Here is a 17,896-nt window from a genome sequence, read left to right as displayed (position 1 = left end):
AACCTTTAAATAGCCGTTAAGCAGTTTTCACTTTCCAATTAACGGTTTCACCGGCAAAGAATGGCACGATTGGATTCTGATTTGGCAAGATAATTTGCTCAGGAACAACCCACTGTTCTTTAACTAATGTCACTGTACCAGTATTGCGCGGCAAGCCATAAAAGTCGGCACCATGTAAGCTGGCAAAACCTTCTAACTTATCTAACGCACCTAAGTCATCAAACACTTGAGCGTATAGCTCTAATGCAGACCATGCGCTGTAACAACCCGCACAACCGCAAGCTGACTCTTTACGGTGCTTTTCATGGGGCGCTGAATCTGTACCTAGAAAGAACTTACTTGAACCCGTTGCAACAGCCGCTTGCAATGCTTGCTGATGAATATTGCGCTTAAGTACTGGTAAGCAGAAGTTATGTGGGCGTACGCCGCCAACTAATAAGTCATTACGGTTTAGCAATAAATGCTGCGGGGTAATCGTTGCGGCAATATTGTTTGGGGCGCTCGCGACAAACTCAGCCGCATCTTTAGTGGTAATATGCTCAAACACCACTTTAAGATTTGGCATAGCTTCAACAATGCGCGCCATATAACGATCGATAAAGATTTTTTCGCGGTCAAAAATATCAATGTGTGATTCAGTCACTTCACCATGAACTAGCAATAACATGCCTTGTTCGGCCATCACTTCAAAGATAGGAAATAATGCATCTAATGCTTTTACTGCAGCATCAGAGTTAGTGGTTGCGCCAGCTGGATATAATTTCGCTGCCACTACGCCCGCCGCTTTGGCATCAATAATGTCTTGAGCGCTGGTGTTATTGGTTAAAAACAAGGTCATTAACGGCTCAAAACTGCTACCAGCAGGACGCGCCGCTAAAATGCGCTCACGGTAAGCTGACACCATAGCTGCATCGGTAACAGGCGGTACTAGGTTAGGCATCACAATCGCACGTTGGAATAAACGCGCAGTGGCAGGTACGGTTTCAGCTAGCATATCTCCATCACGGAAATGTAAGTGCCAATCGTCCGGCGTAGTAATTGTCAGTTGCGTCATTGTGAGCCCTTAATATCAATAGCAATAATTTGGCGCTATTGTGCCTGAAAAGGGCTTTTTTTGATAGGTGCTAAACTTAAACGCTGACTTTGCTACAGCAAAAAATATAGCGGCAATTACAATGATAAATTGCAGCGCAAAACGGGGAAATAGCCCCAACAAGCAGCACATCCAACTGAGGTTAAGCTGTCGTTTCAACTCAAGTGCATTAGCAAGTATGATAACCACTCAGCATTAGTCGCCACGGCATAATCAATAAAAAACTGACAAGGACATGTTTGTGATCAAATCCATTCCCCTATTCTTAGGGCAGCAGCTAAAACACACTGCGGCCATATCATCAGCGATGCTGGTATCCCTTAGCGTAAATGCGCTGCCGATAGAAAAGATTAAGCTACCACCCAATTTTACTATCGAGGTGTATGCCGATAATGTCGAAAACGCCCGTCAAATGGCGTTAGGCGATAACGGCACCTTGTTTGTCGGTAGCCGCCGCGCGGGCAACCTCTATGCGCTAATTGATAGCAATAATGACATGAAAGCTGACAAACAAATTGTATTAGCCAAGGACTTATTTATGCCATCAGGCATCGCTTTTCATGATGGCAGTTTGTATGTGGCTGAAGTGGATAAAATCTGGCGCTATAGTGATATCGAAAAACACTTACCTGATGTGCCAAAACCTGAGCTGGTTTACGATAAGTTGCCCAATAAAGCGCATCACGGCTGGAAGTTCATCAAATTTGGCCCAGATGGCAAATTATATATCCCAGTGGGTGCGCCCTGTAATGTCTGCGAAAGCGAACTGCCTTTTGCATCGATTTTAAAGCTCGATGTAGAGACTAAACAAACCACTATCGTCGCCAAAGGTGTGCGTAACAGTGTCGGTTTTGACTTTCACCCTGAAACCGGTGAGTTATGGTTTACCGATAATGGCCGCGACATGATGGGCGATGATTTACCTGATGACGAGCTTAATCATGTCACCCAAGTTGGCCAACACTTTGGTTTCCCTTATGTGCATAACGCTGACATCGCCGATCCTGAATTTTCTAATAACGAATTAGCCAAGTTAAATACCCCACCCGTGTTAAACCTCGGCGCCCATGTGGCAGCATTAGGCATGGAGTTTTACCAAGGCGAGCAGTTTCCTGAAAGCTATAAAGGGAATATTTTTATCGCCCAACATGGTTCATGGAATCGCAGCAGCAAGGTCGGCTATCGCATCATGCAAGTGACCTTGGACGGCAATAAAGTAAGTGATTACCAACCCTTTGCCACAGGCTGGCTGCAAGGTGAACAAAGTTGGGGCAGACCCGTAGCGGTGCTCACCATGGCAGATGGTTCGCTGCTGGTATCAGATGATGCCGCTAATGCGGTTTATCGGATTAGTTATTCTGAAAACTAATCTGGTTCATTTTGTTTCCAAACTTCGTTAGGATTAAGATCGTAGATTGCTTTTAGCATCGGCTAATTTGAACGAAAGCATTTCCAAACTTCGTTTGGATTAACGTCGTGGCGCTTCGCCCACACCAGACTAAAAGGGAGTTAACTGCGACTCCCTCTTAGAACACCCCGCAGCTCCGGCGAAATTTAAACAGCAAAATTTCCAACGGAGAAACATCCAGCTTTTGACCTCATTTGTAGCCTACTTCGGTCTTTGTCGAAAATGCTAACGCTTCCGATGGGCCATCCATGCCCCCCGAAAGCTAGCCTGACATCCATGTCAGGCTCACGCTATTTTCTCGGCAACCTCAATTTAAGTTGAACATTCAAGTAAGAGCAGAAGCACCAAAAGCTATATTATCTCTACTTTTAACCTAACTAAGCCAAACGAACCTGCAGGCACAATAATCTCCGTTGGAAGTGTCCGAATGCGTTGAGCTAATTTGCGTGATGGAGGCAGGCTGCTCTCGTGCATCCATGCACTTCACAGCATTCAGGCTTCCTGCCCATCGACGCCGACATAGCCTCAGTTGAGCCAGGGATGGCGAATCTGAGGCGATAGCAAATTCGCTCTATAGCATGAGGGTCAACACTTCGTCGGAGCGGCAAGGGATGTCGAGAAGGGAAATGCTGTTGTTTCCCTTTCGTCGGGTGTGGGCGAAGCGCCACGACTTTGATCTACTTATTAACTAACCTAATAAAATGACTTTTATTGATAAAACCTAGCAAAGTCACCCACAAAAAAACCAGCCACTTTTCCAAGTAGACTGGTTTTTTAATAGTGATTATTAAGCCAACGGCTTAACCAACAATTACCCTTGTGGGCGCATCGCTGGGAACAAGATCACGTCACGAATAGTGTGTGTGTTAGTGAATAACATCACTAAACGATCGATACCAATACCTTGACCTGCAGTTGGTGGTAAACCGTGCTCTAGTGCGCGAATATAATCGGCATCGTAGAACATCGCTTCATCGTCACCGGCATCTTTAGCATCAACTTGTGCTTTAAAGCGATTGTCTTGATCTTGTGCATCGTTAAGCTCAGAGAAACCGTTAGCCACTTCACGGCCGCCAATGAAGAACTCGAAACGGTCGGTGATGAAATGGTTGTCGTCGTTACGACGTGCAAGTGGTGAAATGTCAGCTGGGTAACCAGTAATGAACGTAGGTTGCATTAACTGAGGCTCAGCGGTTTCACCAAAGATTTCTTCAAGTAGTTGACCACAAGTCCAGAACTTCTCGATTGTCATGCCAAGGCTCTTAGCCAAGTCACGCATGAACTCAACGTCTTTAACTTCTTCGTAAGTCATAGACTGAATGGTTGCGTTGTCAGGGTTGTATTTTTTGATAGCGTCTAACATGCTTAAACGTGCATATGGGCCACCAAAATCAACAGTATGCTCACCGTATGGTAGCTTGGTAGAACCACAAAGCTCAGTAGCGATCGAACTTAGCATTTCTTCAGTAAGATCCATTAGATCTTTGTAATCAGCGTACGCCATATAGAATTCCATCATAGTGAATTCTGGGTTATGACGAGGCGATAAGCCTTCGTTACGGAAGTTACGGTTAACTTCAAATACTCGCTCAAAACCACCAACCACTAGACGCTTAAGGTATAGCTCTGGTGCGATACGCAAGTACATCGCCATATCAAGTGCATTGTGGTGTGTTTCAAAAGGACGCGCGCTAGCGCCACCAGGAATGCTGTGCATCATTGGGGTTTCAACTTCCATGAACTCTTTTTTGATCATGAAGTTACGGATAGCTGAAACCACTTTAGAACGCATAATAAATGCATTACGTGACTCTTCGTTAACGATTAAGTCAACGTAACGTTGACGGTAACGCGTTTCTTGGTCTGATAAACCGTGGAACTTTTCAGGCAGTGGACGCAATGCTTTAGTGAGCAATTGGTACTGCTCCATGTTCACGTATAAGTCGCCTTTACCAGAAAGGTGTAACTTACCGGTCACACCGATGATGTCACCAATGTCTAAACCTTGGAATGTGGCTTTAAGATCTTTTTGAACATCTTTACCCGCGTAGGCTTGAATGCGACCAGATACATCTTGGATTACCAAGAATGGGCCACGTTTAGCCATAATACGCCCAGCAATTGAACGGTTAACGTCCATGCCTTCAAGCTCTTCTTTAGTGAAGTGACCATATTCAGCTTGAATATCGGCAGCTTTGTGTTTGCGATCGAAGTTATTTGGGTGACCATTTGCAGGGCAGTTTTCGCGGATGTGATCTAGTTTCGCGCGACGTTCTGCAATTAACTTGTTTTCGTCTTGGGTTTGTTCAGTCATCTTCTTCTCTCGTTAAAGGCCAGATTTAAGGCTAGCTTCAATAAACTTGTCCAAGTCGCCATCTAAGACGCTTTGGGTATTTCGGTTTTCAACACCGGTACGTAAATCTTTAATACGGGCATCATCAAGCACGTATGAACGGATTTGGCTGCCCCAACCAATATCTGATTTGGCATCTTCCGCGGCTTGCTTATCAGCGTTCTGTTTGAGCATTTCTAACTCGTACAGTTTCGCTTTTAATTGTTTCATTGCAGCGTCACGGTTCTTATGTTGCGAACGGTCATTTTGACACTGCACCACAGTATTAGTGGGTAAATGGGTAATACGTATTGCTGATTCGGTTTTGTTGACGTGCTGACCACCTGCACCTGAGGCGCGGTAGGTATCAATACGTAAATCAGATGGATTGATATCAATCTCAATTGAATCGTCAATTTCTGGGTAAACGAATACCGAACAGAAAGAAGTATGACGCTTACCTGACGAATCAAACGGTGACTTACGCACTAAACGGTGAACACCGGTTTCTGTACGCAGCGAACCAAAGGCATATTCACCATTAAACTTGATGGTTGCGCCTTTAATACCAGCGACATCGCCGTCGGTGACTTCCATTAGTTCAGGTTTGTAATCGTGGGCTTCACCCCAACGTAAATACATACGCAGTACCATATTGGCCCAATCTTGTGCCTCGGTACCACCAGAACCTGATTGAATGTCTAAGTAGCAGTCTGCAGCATCATGTGGGCCCGAGAACATACGGCGGAATTCAAGTTCTTCCAAACGTTTCTCAAGATCATCTAATTCTGTGCTGGCATCGTTAAAGGTTTCTTCATCATCTTCTTCGATGGCAAGTTCAACCAGTCCTTCAATATCTTCAAGGCCGCTATCCATATCGTCGATCGTTTTCACGACGGCTTCTAGGGCGCTGCGCTCTTTACCTAGGGCTTGGGCATTATCTGGATCATTCCAAACTTCCGCACTTTCGAGCTCTCTACTGACTTCTTCTAAACGCTCACTTTTGGCAGCGTAGTCAAAGATACCCCCGAAGAAGTTCGGTGCGGTCAGCGAGTTCCTTGATTTTGAATTTAACTGGATTTACTTCAAACATGAATTTTCTACTTAATTTAGCGGTAAACAATACAATTAACCGCGCATTTTACCCCATGACTGCGACTAAACCTAGCGCTCAGAGGCGATTATTAACAAACATTAGTGGAATTGTTGATAACCAGGAAAAAACCGCCCATCAGCAAGCTGAACCACAAGCTGTGTTATTGGCTAAAAATGTCAGCAAATAGCCCAAAACCATGGCATTACTATAGCTAAAAATGGTTCATCAAGCCGCTGACTGGTAATGTAACCGGCTTAGAATCAATTGCTAAAAAAACGTTAACCTGCGACATAATCGGGCCTTTTATTCAGCACATCTACAACAATCTCTTTCAAATCTGCACGTTACTCCCCTTAGCTTTAAACTTTTATCAGCACTCGAATATGGCAGCGATCAACTACCAATAGCACCAAGATCAATTTAACCCCAAATTTGCGACCTAACCCCACTTAAAGCTAGAGCAAAACAGATTAAGTCACAAAACCACACCCAAGCGTGATGGCGGTTACAAAAGCTTATTCCACTTACTCAGCTTGATTCTGTTCATCTAAAAATAGGTATATTTTGTAGAGCTAATAAAGGGCGAAAATTTAGCCTGTAATAACCCCTACAAGGCCTAGTGATGATTACTCTCAAAATAGATGGCATTGCGTTAACTGTCAGTGCTGATAAAAATATTCTTCAAGCCGCTCGCGATGGCGGGATAAACATTCCTAGCTTATGCGATCCTGCAAACGGCAATACCCAGCGCAGTCATGGCAAACACAGTCATGGCAAACAAGCCTGTAATCTTTGTGTGGTTGATATCAAAAATCACGATGGCAGCTGCCGCAAAGTAAAAGCCTGTGAAACCCCTGTTGCCAGTGACATGCACATTACCACTCAAACCGCTGAGTTAAGCAAGTTACGCCAAGCAGCGTTAACCACTATTTTGTCTGATCACTTTGCTGACTGTGAAGCGCCCTGTCAGCAAGCCTGCCCTGCAGGGGTGGATATTCAAAGTTACCTGTTTCATATCGCCCAAGGTAATCACACCGAAGCGGTAAAAGTCATTAAGCAAACCTTACCTTTGCCGCTGTCTATTGGCCGTGTTTGCCCGGCCTTTTGTGAAGCCGAATGTCGCCGAGGCTTGGTTGATGAGCCAGTGGCTATTAGACAATTAAAGCGCCACGCCGCCGATTTAGACCTTGCCGATGAGCACAGCTATCAAATTGAAAAGCTGCCAGCTACTGGTAAAAAAGTCGCCATTATTGGTAGTGGCCCTGCTGGTTTAAGCGCCGGTTACTTTTTATCAAACCAAGGCCATCAGGTGCGCATTTTTGAGTCTATGCCCAAAGCGGGCGGCTGGCTGCGCTATGGCATTCCTGAGTATCGCTTACCTAAAGATATTCTTGATAAAGAAATTGATTTACTTAGCCAAAATGGCCTAGACATTGTCACTAATACCCGCCTTGGTGAAGATGTTCATCTAAAACAACTTACCGATGATTACGATGCTGTGTGTTTAGCCATTGGCGCCCAAAAAGCAGTGGCGATGAACTACCCGGGCAGTGATTTAACAGGCTGTTACTTAGGGGTCGATTACTTACGAGATTACTGCACCGAGCAAAGCTATCAAATCGGTCATAAAGTCGCGGTGATTGGCGGCGGTAATACTGCCATTGATTGCGCCCGCACCGCCGTGCGCGCAGGCCATGATGTCACCTTAATTTATCGCCGCACCCGTGCTGATATGCCCGCTGAGCCTTATGAAATTCATGAAGCTGAAGTTGAAGGGGTTAAGTTTCACTTTTTAACTAATCCGCTTAACAATATCGCTAATGAAGACGGCCAAGTCAGCGCCATTGAACTGGCGAAAATGGCCTTGGGCGAACCTGATGCATCAGGGCGGCGCTCACCAAAAGCCACTGGCGAAAGCTTTATTGAAGCCTTTGATACTGTCATTGCTGCGGTGTCGCAAACCCCAGATATGAGCTTTATGGAAGATCCAGCCAGTCACCTCACCACAGGTGAACTGGCGCTAACTCGCTGGAATACTTTTATCGGCTGTGAGCACACTATGTCTGCAGGGGTTGATAAACTGTTTGTAATTGGTGACTCTCGCCGCGGCCCAGCGACAGCAGTAGCGGCCATTGGTGATGGCCGTAAAGCCGCTGTAGCCATTAATAAATTGCTACACGAGGGGCTCAATTGCGACTTAACCCCAAAACCATTTAATGCAACGAAAGCGCCTAAAACCGCTGAATTATCAGCCGAGTTATACCCCAGCATTGCAGCAAAACCTCGCTACAAAATGGCTGAGCTTAGCGCCATTGAGCGTCAGCTAAATTTCAATGAAGTGGAGTTAGGCTATGCGCCCGATGAAGCAATGCAAGAAGCCGCCCGCTGTTTAGAGTGTGCTTGTCAGGCCAATACCGATTGTAAATTACGTGATTATGCCACTGAGTATCATGTGCAAGCGGAGCAATTAGACAGCACCAATGCGCGCCAATTTGCGGTGGATAAAACCAGCCCGTTTATTCAGTTTGATGCCAACCGCTGTATTAGCTGCGGCAAATGCGTCGATATTTGTGGTCAGCAAAGTGGTCACAATGCCATTAAGTTCACTAAAGACAGCTTCCAAGCATTACCGAATCAATTAACCGATGAGCGCCAAGCACCTCGGGTTGGCTTTAGTGCCAGCATGGCCGACAGTGATTGTGTGCAATGTGGTAACTGCGTGCAAGTGTGCCCAACTGGCGCGCTGGTTGATGCCCGTGATAAACGCCAAGGCGATGAAGAGCAGTTAACGACCACCTCGACCATTTGTACATACTGTGGTGTGGGTTGTCGTATCGAAGTCAGCGTGTCACCGACCACAGGCAAAATTTGCCATGTTGAAGGCAGTAAACACTCTGATGTTAACGATGGCATGTTGTGCGTTAAGGGCCGTTTTGGGTTTGACTTTATTCAAAGCGAGCAACGCTTAACCACGCCGCTTATTCGTAAAATGGGCGAGCTGATCCCCTGCAGTTGGGATGAAGCGCTAGATACCATCGCCGATAATTTTGCCAAGGTTAAAGCTGAAGCAGGCGCTGATGCCATTGCCACTTTAGCCTCAGCCAAAGCCACCAATGAAGATAACTACCTCATTCAAAAGTTTGTTCGCAGCGTATTAGGCACCAATAATATCGACCATTGTGCCCGTTTGTGTCATGCCAGTACTGTGTCAGCCCTGCAACTCAGTTTGGGTAGCGGCGCAATGACCAATGATATTCCGGGGATCAAAGAGTCTGACTTAATCTTTATCTTAGGCTCAGATACCTGCAATGCGCACCCGATAATTGCCTCAAGAATTAAACAAGCGATTCGCTCCCATGGCGCCCGCTTGATCGTTGCCGACCCAAAACGTGTCTCCATTGCTGATGATGCCTGTTTATACGTAGCGCAAAAGCCCGGCTCTGATGTGGTGCTGCTCAATGCGATTATGGCTGAGATCATTCGTCATGATTGGCATGACAAAGACTATATCAACGCCCATACCCAAGGCTTTGATGCAGTGATGCAAGAAGTGCTTAAGCCTGAATATCAGTTGCAAAATGCCACCAAGATTTGTGGGGTTAGCGCTGAGGATATTGCCCAAATGGCGCGTTATATTGGCACAGCGGAGAAAACCGCAGTCTACTACGCTATGGGCATAACCCAGCACACCTCAGGCCATGACAATGTCACTGCTATCGCTAACCTGCAAATGCTCTGTGGCAATTTAGGTAAAGTGGGTGCAGGCATTAATCCACTGCGTGGCCAAAGTAATGTCCAAGGTGCGTGTGATATGGGCGCGCTGCCAAATTACTACACTGGCTATCAGCGGGTTGATAACCCAGTGGTGCGTGAGAAATTTGAGCAGCAGTGGCAAACGCCGCTGTCAGCCACCGAGGGCTTAACGGCCACTGAAGTGATGCATGCCATTACCGAAGATAAAGTTAAAGCCTTATACGTTATGGGCGAAAACCCTGTGCTGAGCGACCCAGATCAAGCCCATGTGCTTGAAGCTTTGGAGAAGCTGCCGTTTTTAGTGGTGCAAGATATCTTCTTAACTGAAACCGCCAAGTATGCAGATGTGGTGCTACCTGCGGCATCATTTGCTGAAAAACAGGGCCACTTTACCAATACAGAGCGCCGAGTGCAGCGCCTAGAAGCAGTATTAACCCCGCCGGGACAAGCCCGCGCTGACTGGCAAATCATTCAAGATATTGCCAATAAACTGGGCGCTAACTGGCACTACGCTAACGAGCAAGCGATCACTAACGAGATCAATCAAGTGACCCCGCAATATCAAGGGATCACTTGGGATCGTTTAAGTGCTGATAAACATGGCACGCCAAGTAAAGGGCTGCAGTGGCCTTGCCGTGATGAGCAACATAGGGGAACGCCCGTGCTGCATCAGGAGCAGCCCATTAAAGGCAAAGGTATATTCACCGCCGTGAGCTATCGCGCCCCAGCCGAATCTACCTGTGATGAGTATCCATTGGTATTGTCTACAGGTCGCTTATTAGAGCAGTTTCACACCGGTACCTTAAGCCGAAAAACCAGCGGTTTAGATACTTTAGGTACCCCAAGAGTGATGATGTCGGTGTTTGATGCTGAGCGTCTTGGGGTGAGTAATGGCGATAATTTAAAACTGAGTTCACGCCGCGGCGAAATTGAAATTGCCGCCTTTGTCACTAAGCGAGCGCAAGCGGGCGTTTTATTCTTACCGTTCCACTTTGCTGAAGCGGCGGCGAATAAGTTAACCAATAACGCAGTCGATCCGGTGGCCAAAATACCTGAGTTTAAAGTCTGCGCCGTTAAAGCGGAGTTAGCCACAGCGGTGTAATTTCACGCTTAACTGAAGTAAAACTGACGTAAAAACTGATAAAAAAGGCAAGCTTAGGTATATCACCAAGCTTGCCTTTTTTTATCGCGATATCGTATTTAGTTAAAGCACGGCTAACAAAGCCCCTGTAGCGGCAAACCCTGCTACTAACAAAACAATGTTGGGCTTAAAGATTTTCAGCACGCCAAAGCCTAATAACACCAATGCCATATCAATAGGTAATAGCACCGCTGAGGAAAACACTGGCGAATAAAGTGCGGCAAACAATAACCCCACCACTGCGGCATTCACTCCAGCAATCGCACCTGATATAACCGGTCGCTCACTGATAGCATGCCAGCTTTTTAACCCCACCAGCATCAGTAAAAATCCCGGTACAAAAATGGCAATGGTCGCCACAATCGCGCCTAAAATGGGTTGCTCCAACCATAAATCGGCCCCTAAAAAGGTCGCCAAGGTGAACATAGGCCCAGGAATCGCCTGCGCTAGTGCATAACCGGTTAGAAATCGATCTGGGCTTACCAGCTCACCGACATTAGCTTCCAGTAGTGGCAGCACCACATGACCGCCGCCAAACACTAAGCTGCCCACCTGATAAAATTGTGCAAATACTTGGCCTAGGGTGCCAGTTTGATTAATAAAGTAAAACGTAGACACTATGCCAATGATAAATAATGCTAACCAGCCATAGTTAAGCTTAATGGGGCTATTTTCTGGGGTAATATTTTCGCCTTTGGTGAGCAATACCACGCCCATTATCGCCGCCAGCAATAATACGATAATTTGGGTCAGCATTGAGGGGAGTAACATCAAGCAAGCTGCGGTAAGCAACATAATAACCCGGGCGGTTTTGCGCTGACAAAATTGGCTAAACATTCCCAATGTCGCATCAGCAACGACCACTACTGCCAGCAGTTTTAAGCCGTGGATTATGCCGACAACCGCATCGGCTTCAAGCCACTTGGCACTGGTTATGGCGAGTAAGAACAGCAACATAAAAGACGGTAAGGTAAAACCCAAAAATGCGGCTATTGCGCCCGCTAAGCCGCCGCGATGATAACCAATAGCAAAGCCAACCTGACTCGAACCCGGCCCTGGCATAAACTGACTTAACGCCACAAAGCTGCCATAGCGTTTTTCATCGAGCCAATTAAGCTCGCTAACAAAGGTCTGCCTAAAATAACCAATATGCGCTGCGGGGCCGCCAAAACTGACTAAACCTAAGGCTAAAAAGCGGGTAAATATTTGCCACATAAGCTGTCCAATTCCGTTTAGAGATAAGCTGGCGATAGCATCACTGGCTTAAGTTTAAATAATGAGGTTTAAATAATTAGTTTTAAATAATAAGAGTTTGATACGAGATCATTAATACCAGCTTGCTATCAACCCCGTCACTAGATTAATTATATGACGCTTTGGTGTCGTTTTTATGACAGCGTACTTTTTCTGACCGCACAGTTTGATGACAATAGGCTCGATAGCTCATTGAGTCTAGTTAGGCTTGTAATTGCGCTAACACTTTCTCGCTGAGTAACTTTAATTGCTGTAATTCATCTGCGCTGCCACCGACTTTACAGCGCATCAATTGTGGAATTTGGCTCGCTTGCCGTTTTAAAGCCAGTCCTTGGGGCGTTAACTGTAATACCCTAACCCGCTCGTCTTCTTTACTGCGATCTCGGATAACCAGTTGCTTTGTTTCCAGTCTTTTTAGTAACGGTGTTAAGGTGCCTGAGTCCAAATGTAATTTTTCACCTAAGGTTTTAACGCTAATCCCTGGCTCTTTCCACAGCACCATCATCACTAAATATTGCGGATAGGTTAGTGATAGTTCATCAAGTAGTGGCCGATAAGCGCGCACGACCGCATTGGTGGCACTATAAAGCGCAAAACATACTTGGTTTTCTAATGCCAATGCATCAAACTTTTCACTCATAATCATTCCTTAAATCCTAGTCACAGGCTTACTTTCTCGCAAAATTCTAATATCTATGGCGCTCAGTATTTGATGTGCAGCTTAATCACAACTACTGCATAGCCAAAGCGATTATCAGTTTATCACACTTAAATTGCGCACAATACAATATACTGATAGACCATTAGCCATTACTGCGCTGATACAGATTAATACAAAAATATTATCTACCTTTCCTTATTTTGGCCGATAAATCATTAACCCATTTAGGTTTCGCTAATTAGAGTAATAATATTATGGCACTTTCCATCAATGCTCCATCATCAATGCCGACCAATATCGATTCAGGTAGTAGCCTCAAAGTTGCTGTAATTGCAAAAGATCAGCAAAAAATTGAAGGTGAAATGGCCCTTCAATTAATTGAAGCCGCGCTGCCACCACCGGTTGGTAACTCAGGCCATAACATTAATATCAAAGCCTAAAGCTGTTACTGCTGAGTTGAGCTGTTGGATTAAGCTCATGCTCGATTAAGCTAAATTAGCCAGATAGGTTATGATTTATTTTTAAGCACCTTTAAAAATAGGATTGTCTATCATGGCTATAAGAGCATTACTGTTATTGCTGAGTTACTGCGCGAGCACTCAGGCCATTGCACTGAGTGATCATGAGGTATTAGCTAATACTCAAGCCACTGAAGCTGATAAGTTAGCGCCTGCTTTTGATTGCCAGCAAGCAAGTGGCGAAGTGGAGCAGCTTATTTGCCAAGATAGTCAATTGGCACAGCTTGATATACAGCTCAATCAAGTGTTCAAAAAGTCAATTTCCCAGCTAGGCGCAGATGCTGATTTAGATGTAGATGCATTAGCGCAACTTAAAGCTTTTCAGCGAGGCTGGATAAAAGGCCGTAATGAGTGTTGGAAGGCTGACGATATTAAACAGTGCGTGATTTACGCCTATACTTCACGGCTAACCGAATTACAGATCGCCGCTGCGGTATTTGACGTACCTAAGGCGGTACAATATCAATGTGATCCCCCATCGAACAACAATCTGATGAGTATTAGGGTTTATTTTTATAACCAAACTGCGATACCTGCAGCAATATTGAACCTAAGCTTAGCTCCAACTGCTGATCCAATTGCAGATTCAAGAGCTGTCACGGTAGCGCAGCAAAATCCGCTATTAACATTACTGACGCTAAGTGCATCTGGGGCGAAATACCAAGGGCAGAATGTTAGTTTCTGGACTCACCAGCAACAAGCCGTGCTAAGCCAATTTGGGCAAGCGGATATAGATTGCCGAGTAAAATAGGGTAAAAGTCCAATAAAAAAACCATGCTAAAAAGCATGGTTTATTGTTTACTAACGCTAAGCGCTAAGTACTAAGCGCTAGCGGTTTAGATTAGTTTAAAATGCTGTAGCCGCGATTTGCCATGCAGTTACGCACTACTGTTTCTTTCTCTGCTTCGTAATTGGCTTCATTGGCTCTTCTATCTTTCGCGCCACCTAGCAAGCCTACAGCAACACCAATACCAGCGCCGGTTTTAGCACCATGTGAACCACTACCACCAGCAATGGCACTGCCCGCTGCGCCGACTGCCGCACCTTTAAGGCCACTACTAATGGCACCACGAGATTCAGTATTTTTATGAACTTGCTGTGACATTTCTTGGCATTGATATTGATCGAAAACAAAATCTTTTTCATTCACGCCCGTTTTATCATAAATAATATTCGCGCTAGCTGAAAATGCTAAAAAAGAAAGCGAAACCAGTAATAATTTTTTCATATAAACCTCAAGCGATAATCAACTTATGGACGTATCCTACCTAAAGCATAATGTAAAAACGGAATATCGCATTTTTAAAATGGAATAATGCTAATTTACTACTGGCTAACTAAAACTTAACTTTCAGAAGTTAAGCTAATTTACTGCTTTCATAGCTATGACACATTTGCTGCGCTTGCAGCTCATCGTATTCGCGTAAACCGCTTAACACTAGGGTTTTGATACCTGAGCCTATGACTTTACCTGCGCTTTTTAAGGCAAACTGCAAGGTCACATCACCGCGTTTGCCATTGATTTGCATATCCTGCTCAACCAATTCAAGGTTCATATCAGTGAAATCGAAAGTATCTAATTGAAAAGACATACTTTCATAAATAACCAAAGGTCTGGCTGGGTTAATCATCATGCCGTACTGTTTCATCATCGGCACGAGTACATGAATAAAATTAAGCCCAGAAAACGCCACATAACTTTTGATGAATGCCGCTTTTTGTACATCACATTGACAAAGCGCCCCTTCACGTTCGATATGCAGGTATTCTTTGCCTTTGTTGTCACAAATACTAAATTGTTCACCGGCTTGCTGATCCAGAATTAACTCAACGCCATCACCGACCATGCCAGCAAACTTAAACTTCATTTTTTTGCTCAAGCCGAACTCTGTGAGCACTAAAGCAAACAGTAAGTCACCAGGAACACAGAAGCGTTTAGCGCCAACATTATGAATAGGATTAAAGTCTTCAGCGACGTGCTTGGCGAAATTGCTCGCTTGCAAAGCAGAAATAAACACACTTTGGTCTTGCTTAGCGTAATAAGGTGACAAAAACATATACATCCATTCTTATTCGTTAAAGATATCCATCTCTTATTGAGTTGGGTTTATTGTGAATCGAGTTTACAGCAAAAATTCACATAAACTCAGCCGATGACTTAATCGCTGTCACGACTGCTGCACTATGCTCTTACCTCACTATTTGTGAAGCGAACCACATCATACTAATCCAACTCCAACATTTGAGTTAACATTATTAACTCAAATGTTGATTTTAGTAATTAATTAAGTAAACTCCATCACAATACGGATACAAATGATAACAATTACCATTTTCATTATATTTGCAATTCGCCTTTGGAGATTTACATGACTCAACACAGCCTTCGAATTAGTCTTTTAGCCACTGCCCTATTCAGCGCTTTTTCAGCATCTGCTGCCGATACAGATCCTGCAACCAATGCCACCATGGAGCAAATCTCAATTTTTGGCAGTGCCAATCCGGTTAATAATGTTCCCGGTAGTGCTCATGTTATCGGTGACGCTGAAATTGAAAACTTCAAATACACCGACATTATGCGCACCCTAGCGTCTGTGCCTGGGGTGTATCTGCAAGAAGAAGATGGTTATGGCTTACGTCCAAATATTGGTATGCGTGGCACGGGTCAAAATCGTTCTGAAAAAATCACCATTATGGAAGACGGCGTATTAGCGGCGCCTGCGCCTTATGCTTCTCCTGCGGCTTACTACTTTCCAACCTCTGGTAGAATGCAAACCGTTGAGATCATGAAAGGCGGCTCGACCCTTAAATACGGCCCTCGCACCACTGGTGGTATTATCAATATGCTTTCTCGTCAAATCCCAGTGGAAGAACTGGCTGGCGGTATTGATGTGGCCGCAGGACAAGACGGCTTTGCTAAAGTACATGCCCATGCAGGCGGTCAAGGCGAACGCGTTGGCGCGGTAGCAGAAATTTACCGTTATCAAGCTGATGGCTTTCGCGACATTAATGGTGTTGGTGGTGATACTGGTTTTGTGAAAAACGATGCCTTAGCGAAAATCAGTATTGATAGTAGCGACGATGCCAAGTATCAGCAACGCCTTGAATTAAAATTAAAGTACTCAGATGAAGTGTCTAACGAAACTTACATGGGTTTAACTGAAGATGATTATAACGCTTCACCTTATATGCGTTACTCTGCCTCTCAAAAAGATGAAATGAGCACTGATCACAAGCAAATTCAGTTAAACCATATCATCGACTTTAGCTCGACTGTGTCACTTGCGACCACGGCTTATTACAACAACTTCCACCGCAACTGGTATAAAACCAATAAAGTGGCGGGTCAAAGTTTAAGTAGCGGTGGTATTGAAGCTGCGGCTGATTTTGATCGCGATCCTGCTTCAGCAGCTGCGATTGATGTTGAAGTGAAAGCCAATAACCGTGACTACCTATCCCAAGGTATTCAAACTGAGCTAAATTGGCTAGTGGGCGACCATGACTTAGCCATTGGCGCTCGTTACCATGAAGATGAAATGGATCGCTTCCAGTGGGTTGATACCTATGAGTTAGGGGCTAACCAAGTGATGTCGCTGACTAATAGCGGCACTCCTGGTTCTGATTCAAACCGTATTGATAGTGCTGAAGCGTTTGCTTTTTATGTTCAAGATAAGATGACCTTCGGTGATTTAGCCATTACTGCCGGTCTACGTTATGAAGATGTCACCACCCAGCGTCGTGATTGGGGTAAAACTAACGTCGGCCGTGAAGGCGCACCGGATGAAGATATCAGCAATAGTTTTGACGTTATTTTACCTTCGGTTGCGGCAACTTATCACTTAACTGATGATTTAATCGTGCTCGCGGGTATTCAACAAGGCTTTGCGCCTTCTGCACCGGGTAATGATGACGGTAAAGAAGAAAAAAGCTGGAACTATGAAGCAGGTGTTCGTTACAACACTGGTGCATTAAACTCTGAAGCTATCGCCTTTTACAGTGATTACAGCAATATGCATGGTAACTGCACCGCGGCTCAAGGTTGTGATGATGACAATATCGGTAATCAATACAATGCTGGTGAAGTTGAAGTCAGTGGCATTGAACTAAGTTTAGGTTATGAATTTAATCAAACAGGCGAGATTAGTTTCCCGGTAAAAATGGCTTACACCTTCAGCAATGCTGAATTCCAAAACGCATTCATCTCTGACTTTGAGTCATGGGGCGACGTTGAAAAAGGTGATGAACTGCCTTATTTACCTGATAACCAACTTTACTTATCAGCAGGCGTTCAAGCACAAGCATGGCAAGTCACTATTGCAGGTCGTTATACCTCTGATATGCGCACCGTCGCCGATCAAGGTGGTATCCCTGCAGAAGAATTAATTGCCAATAAAACCGTTGTGGATTTATCGGCTCGTTACTTCATTAATGATGCATCTGAAGTCTACTTAACCGTTGATAACTTATTGGATGAAACCTATATGACCACCCGCATTCATGGTTCTATCTTTGCTGGTAAGCCGCAAACGGCAACACTCGGTTATCACTATAAGTTTTAATCGCTTAGGTTAAGATTTAGCTAAGCTTTAGTTAAGCGATATAAACTTAAGCCAAAGGTAAGCTCGCTAAATACCGACACA

At 44.8% G+C, this 17,896-nt stretch carries 12 protein-coding genes; 5 read left to right on the top strand and 7 right to left on the bottom strand.

Translation table 11 applies throughout. From position 1 onward, the window contains the following. Nucleotides 1-16: 16 nt before the first annotated feature. On the bottom strand, nucleotides 17-1,054 hold the full coding sequence (pyrC, locus tag BCU94_RS06570; protein WP_102440253.1) for a dihydroorotase: 1,038 nt from the start codon (nucleotides 1,052-1,054) through the stop codon (nucleotides 17-19). Between the two features lie 346 nt (nucleotides 1,055-1,400). Between pyrC and BCU94_RS06565 the strand changes: the two genes are divergently transcribed. Further along, nucleotides 1,401-2,462 carry a sorbosone dehydrogenase family protein gene (locus BCU94_RS06565; RefSeq protein WP_102475943.1) on the top strand — a complete coding sequence of 354 codons (1,062 nt, stop codon included), beginning with the start codon at nucleotides 1,401-1,403 and terminating at the stop codon, nucleotides 2,460-2,462. A gap of 850 nt (nucleotides 2,463-3,312) precedes the next feature. Here BCU94_RS06565 and lysS read toward each other — a convergent pair. Both lysS and prfB read right to left on the bottom strand, forming a co-directional pair. Next, on the bottom strand, nucleotides 3,313-4,815 hold the full coding sequence (gene lysS / locus BCU94_RS06560) for a lysine--tRNA ligase (RefSeq protein WP_102435746.1): 1,503 nt from the start codon (nucleotides 4,813-4,815) through the stop codon (nucleotides 3,313-3,315). Nucleotides 4,816-4,827: 12 nt separating this feature from the next. Next, nucleotides 4,828-5,926, bottom strand: a protein-coding gene (gene prfB, locus BCU94_RS06555) for a peptide chain release factor 2 (protein ID WP_198589352.1) whose coding sequence is annotated in 2 segments (ribosomal slippage) — nucleotides 4,828-5,850 and nucleotides 5,852-5,926 — 1,098 coding nt in all. Because the reading frame shifts where the segments join, the coding sequence is not laid out codon by codon here. Between the two features lie 625 nt (nucleotides 5,927-6,551). On the opposite strand from prfB, the gene fdhF reads away from it, so the two are divergent. Continuing rightward, entirely contained in the window at nucleotides 6,552-10,784 is a 4,233-nt protein-coding gene (fdhF, locus tag BCU94_RS06545; protein ID WP_102475928.1) for a formate dehydrogenase subunit alpha, read from the top strand. Nucleotides 10,785-10,886: 102 nt separating this feature from the next. Here fdhF and chrA read toward each other — a convergent pair whose 3' ends face one another. Then, nucleotides 10,887-12,038 (bottom strand): chromate efflux transporter, encoded by a 1,152-nt coding sequence (chrA, locus tag BCU94_RS06540; RefSeq protein ID WP_102475927.1) that lies wholly within the window; start codon nucleotides 12,036-12,038, stop codon nucleotides 10,887-10,889. A 241-nt stretch (nucleotides 12,039-12,279) separates the two neighbouring features. Further along, the gene (locus tag BCU94_RS06535; protein WP_241901103.1) at nucleotides 12,280-12,717 is read right to left on the bottom strand and encodes a MarR family transcriptional regulator; all 438 of its coding nucleotides are present in this window, start codon (nucleotides 12,715-12,717) and stop codon (nucleotides 12,280-12,282) included. 275 nt (nucleotides 12,718-12,992) lie between these two features. On the opposite strand from BCU94_RS06535, the gene BCU94_RS06530 reads away from it, so the two are divergent. Together BCU94_RS06530 and BCU94_RS06525 are read left to right on the top strand one after the other, a co-directional pair. Continuing rightward, nucleotides 12,993-13,178 (top strand): cytoplasmic protein, encoded by a 186-nt coding sequence (locus tag BCU94_RS06530; protein WP_076543161.1) that lies wholly within the window; start codon nucleotides 12,993-12,995, stop codon nucleotides 13,176-13,178. Nucleotides 13,179-13,290: 112 nt separating this feature from the next. Further along, a complete protein-coding gene (locus BCU94_RS06525) occupies nucleotides 13,291-14,007 on the top strand; it encodes an MliC family protein (protein WP_102435734.1) in 717 nt (238 codons plus the stop codon). 90 nt (nucleotides 14,008-14,097) lie between these two features. Here the strand turns inward: BCU94_RS06525 and BCU94_RS06520 are convergent, their stop codons facing one another. Both BCU94_RS06520 and BCU94_RS06515 read right to left on the bottom strand, forming a co-directional pair. After that, nucleotides 14,098-14,484, bottom strand: a complete 387-nt coding sequence (locus BCU94_RS06520) for an RNA polymerase subunit sigma (RefSeq protein WP_076543163.1) — start codon at nucleotides 14,482-14,484, stop codon at nucleotides 14,098-14,100. Nucleotides 14,485-14,614: 130 nt separating this feature from the next. Beyond that, nucleotides 14,615-15,313 carry a DUF3581 domain-containing protein gene (locus tag BCU94_RS06515; protein WP_102475926.1) on the bottom strand — a complete coding sequence of 233 codons (699 nt, stop codon included), beginning with the start codon at nucleotides 15,311-15,313 and terminating at the stop codon, nucleotides 14,615-14,617. A gap of 312 nt (nucleotides 15,314-15,625) precedes the next feature. On the opposite strand from BCU94_RS06515, the gene BCU94_RS06510 reads away from it, so the two are divergent. Beyond that, entirely contained in the window at nucleotides 15,626-17,815 is a 2,190-nt protein-coding gene (locus tag BCU94_RS06510) for a TonB-dependent receptor (protein WP_102475925.1), read from the top strand. Nucleotides 17,816-17,896: the final 81 nt, after the last annotated feature.

This window comes from Shewanella sp. 10N.286.52.C2 (assembly GCF_002874545.1).
GTDB lineage: Bacteria > Pseudomonadota > Gammaproteobacteria > Enterobacterales > Shewanellaceae > Shewanella.
This window is presented reverse-complemented; position numbering and strand designations above follow the sequence as displayed.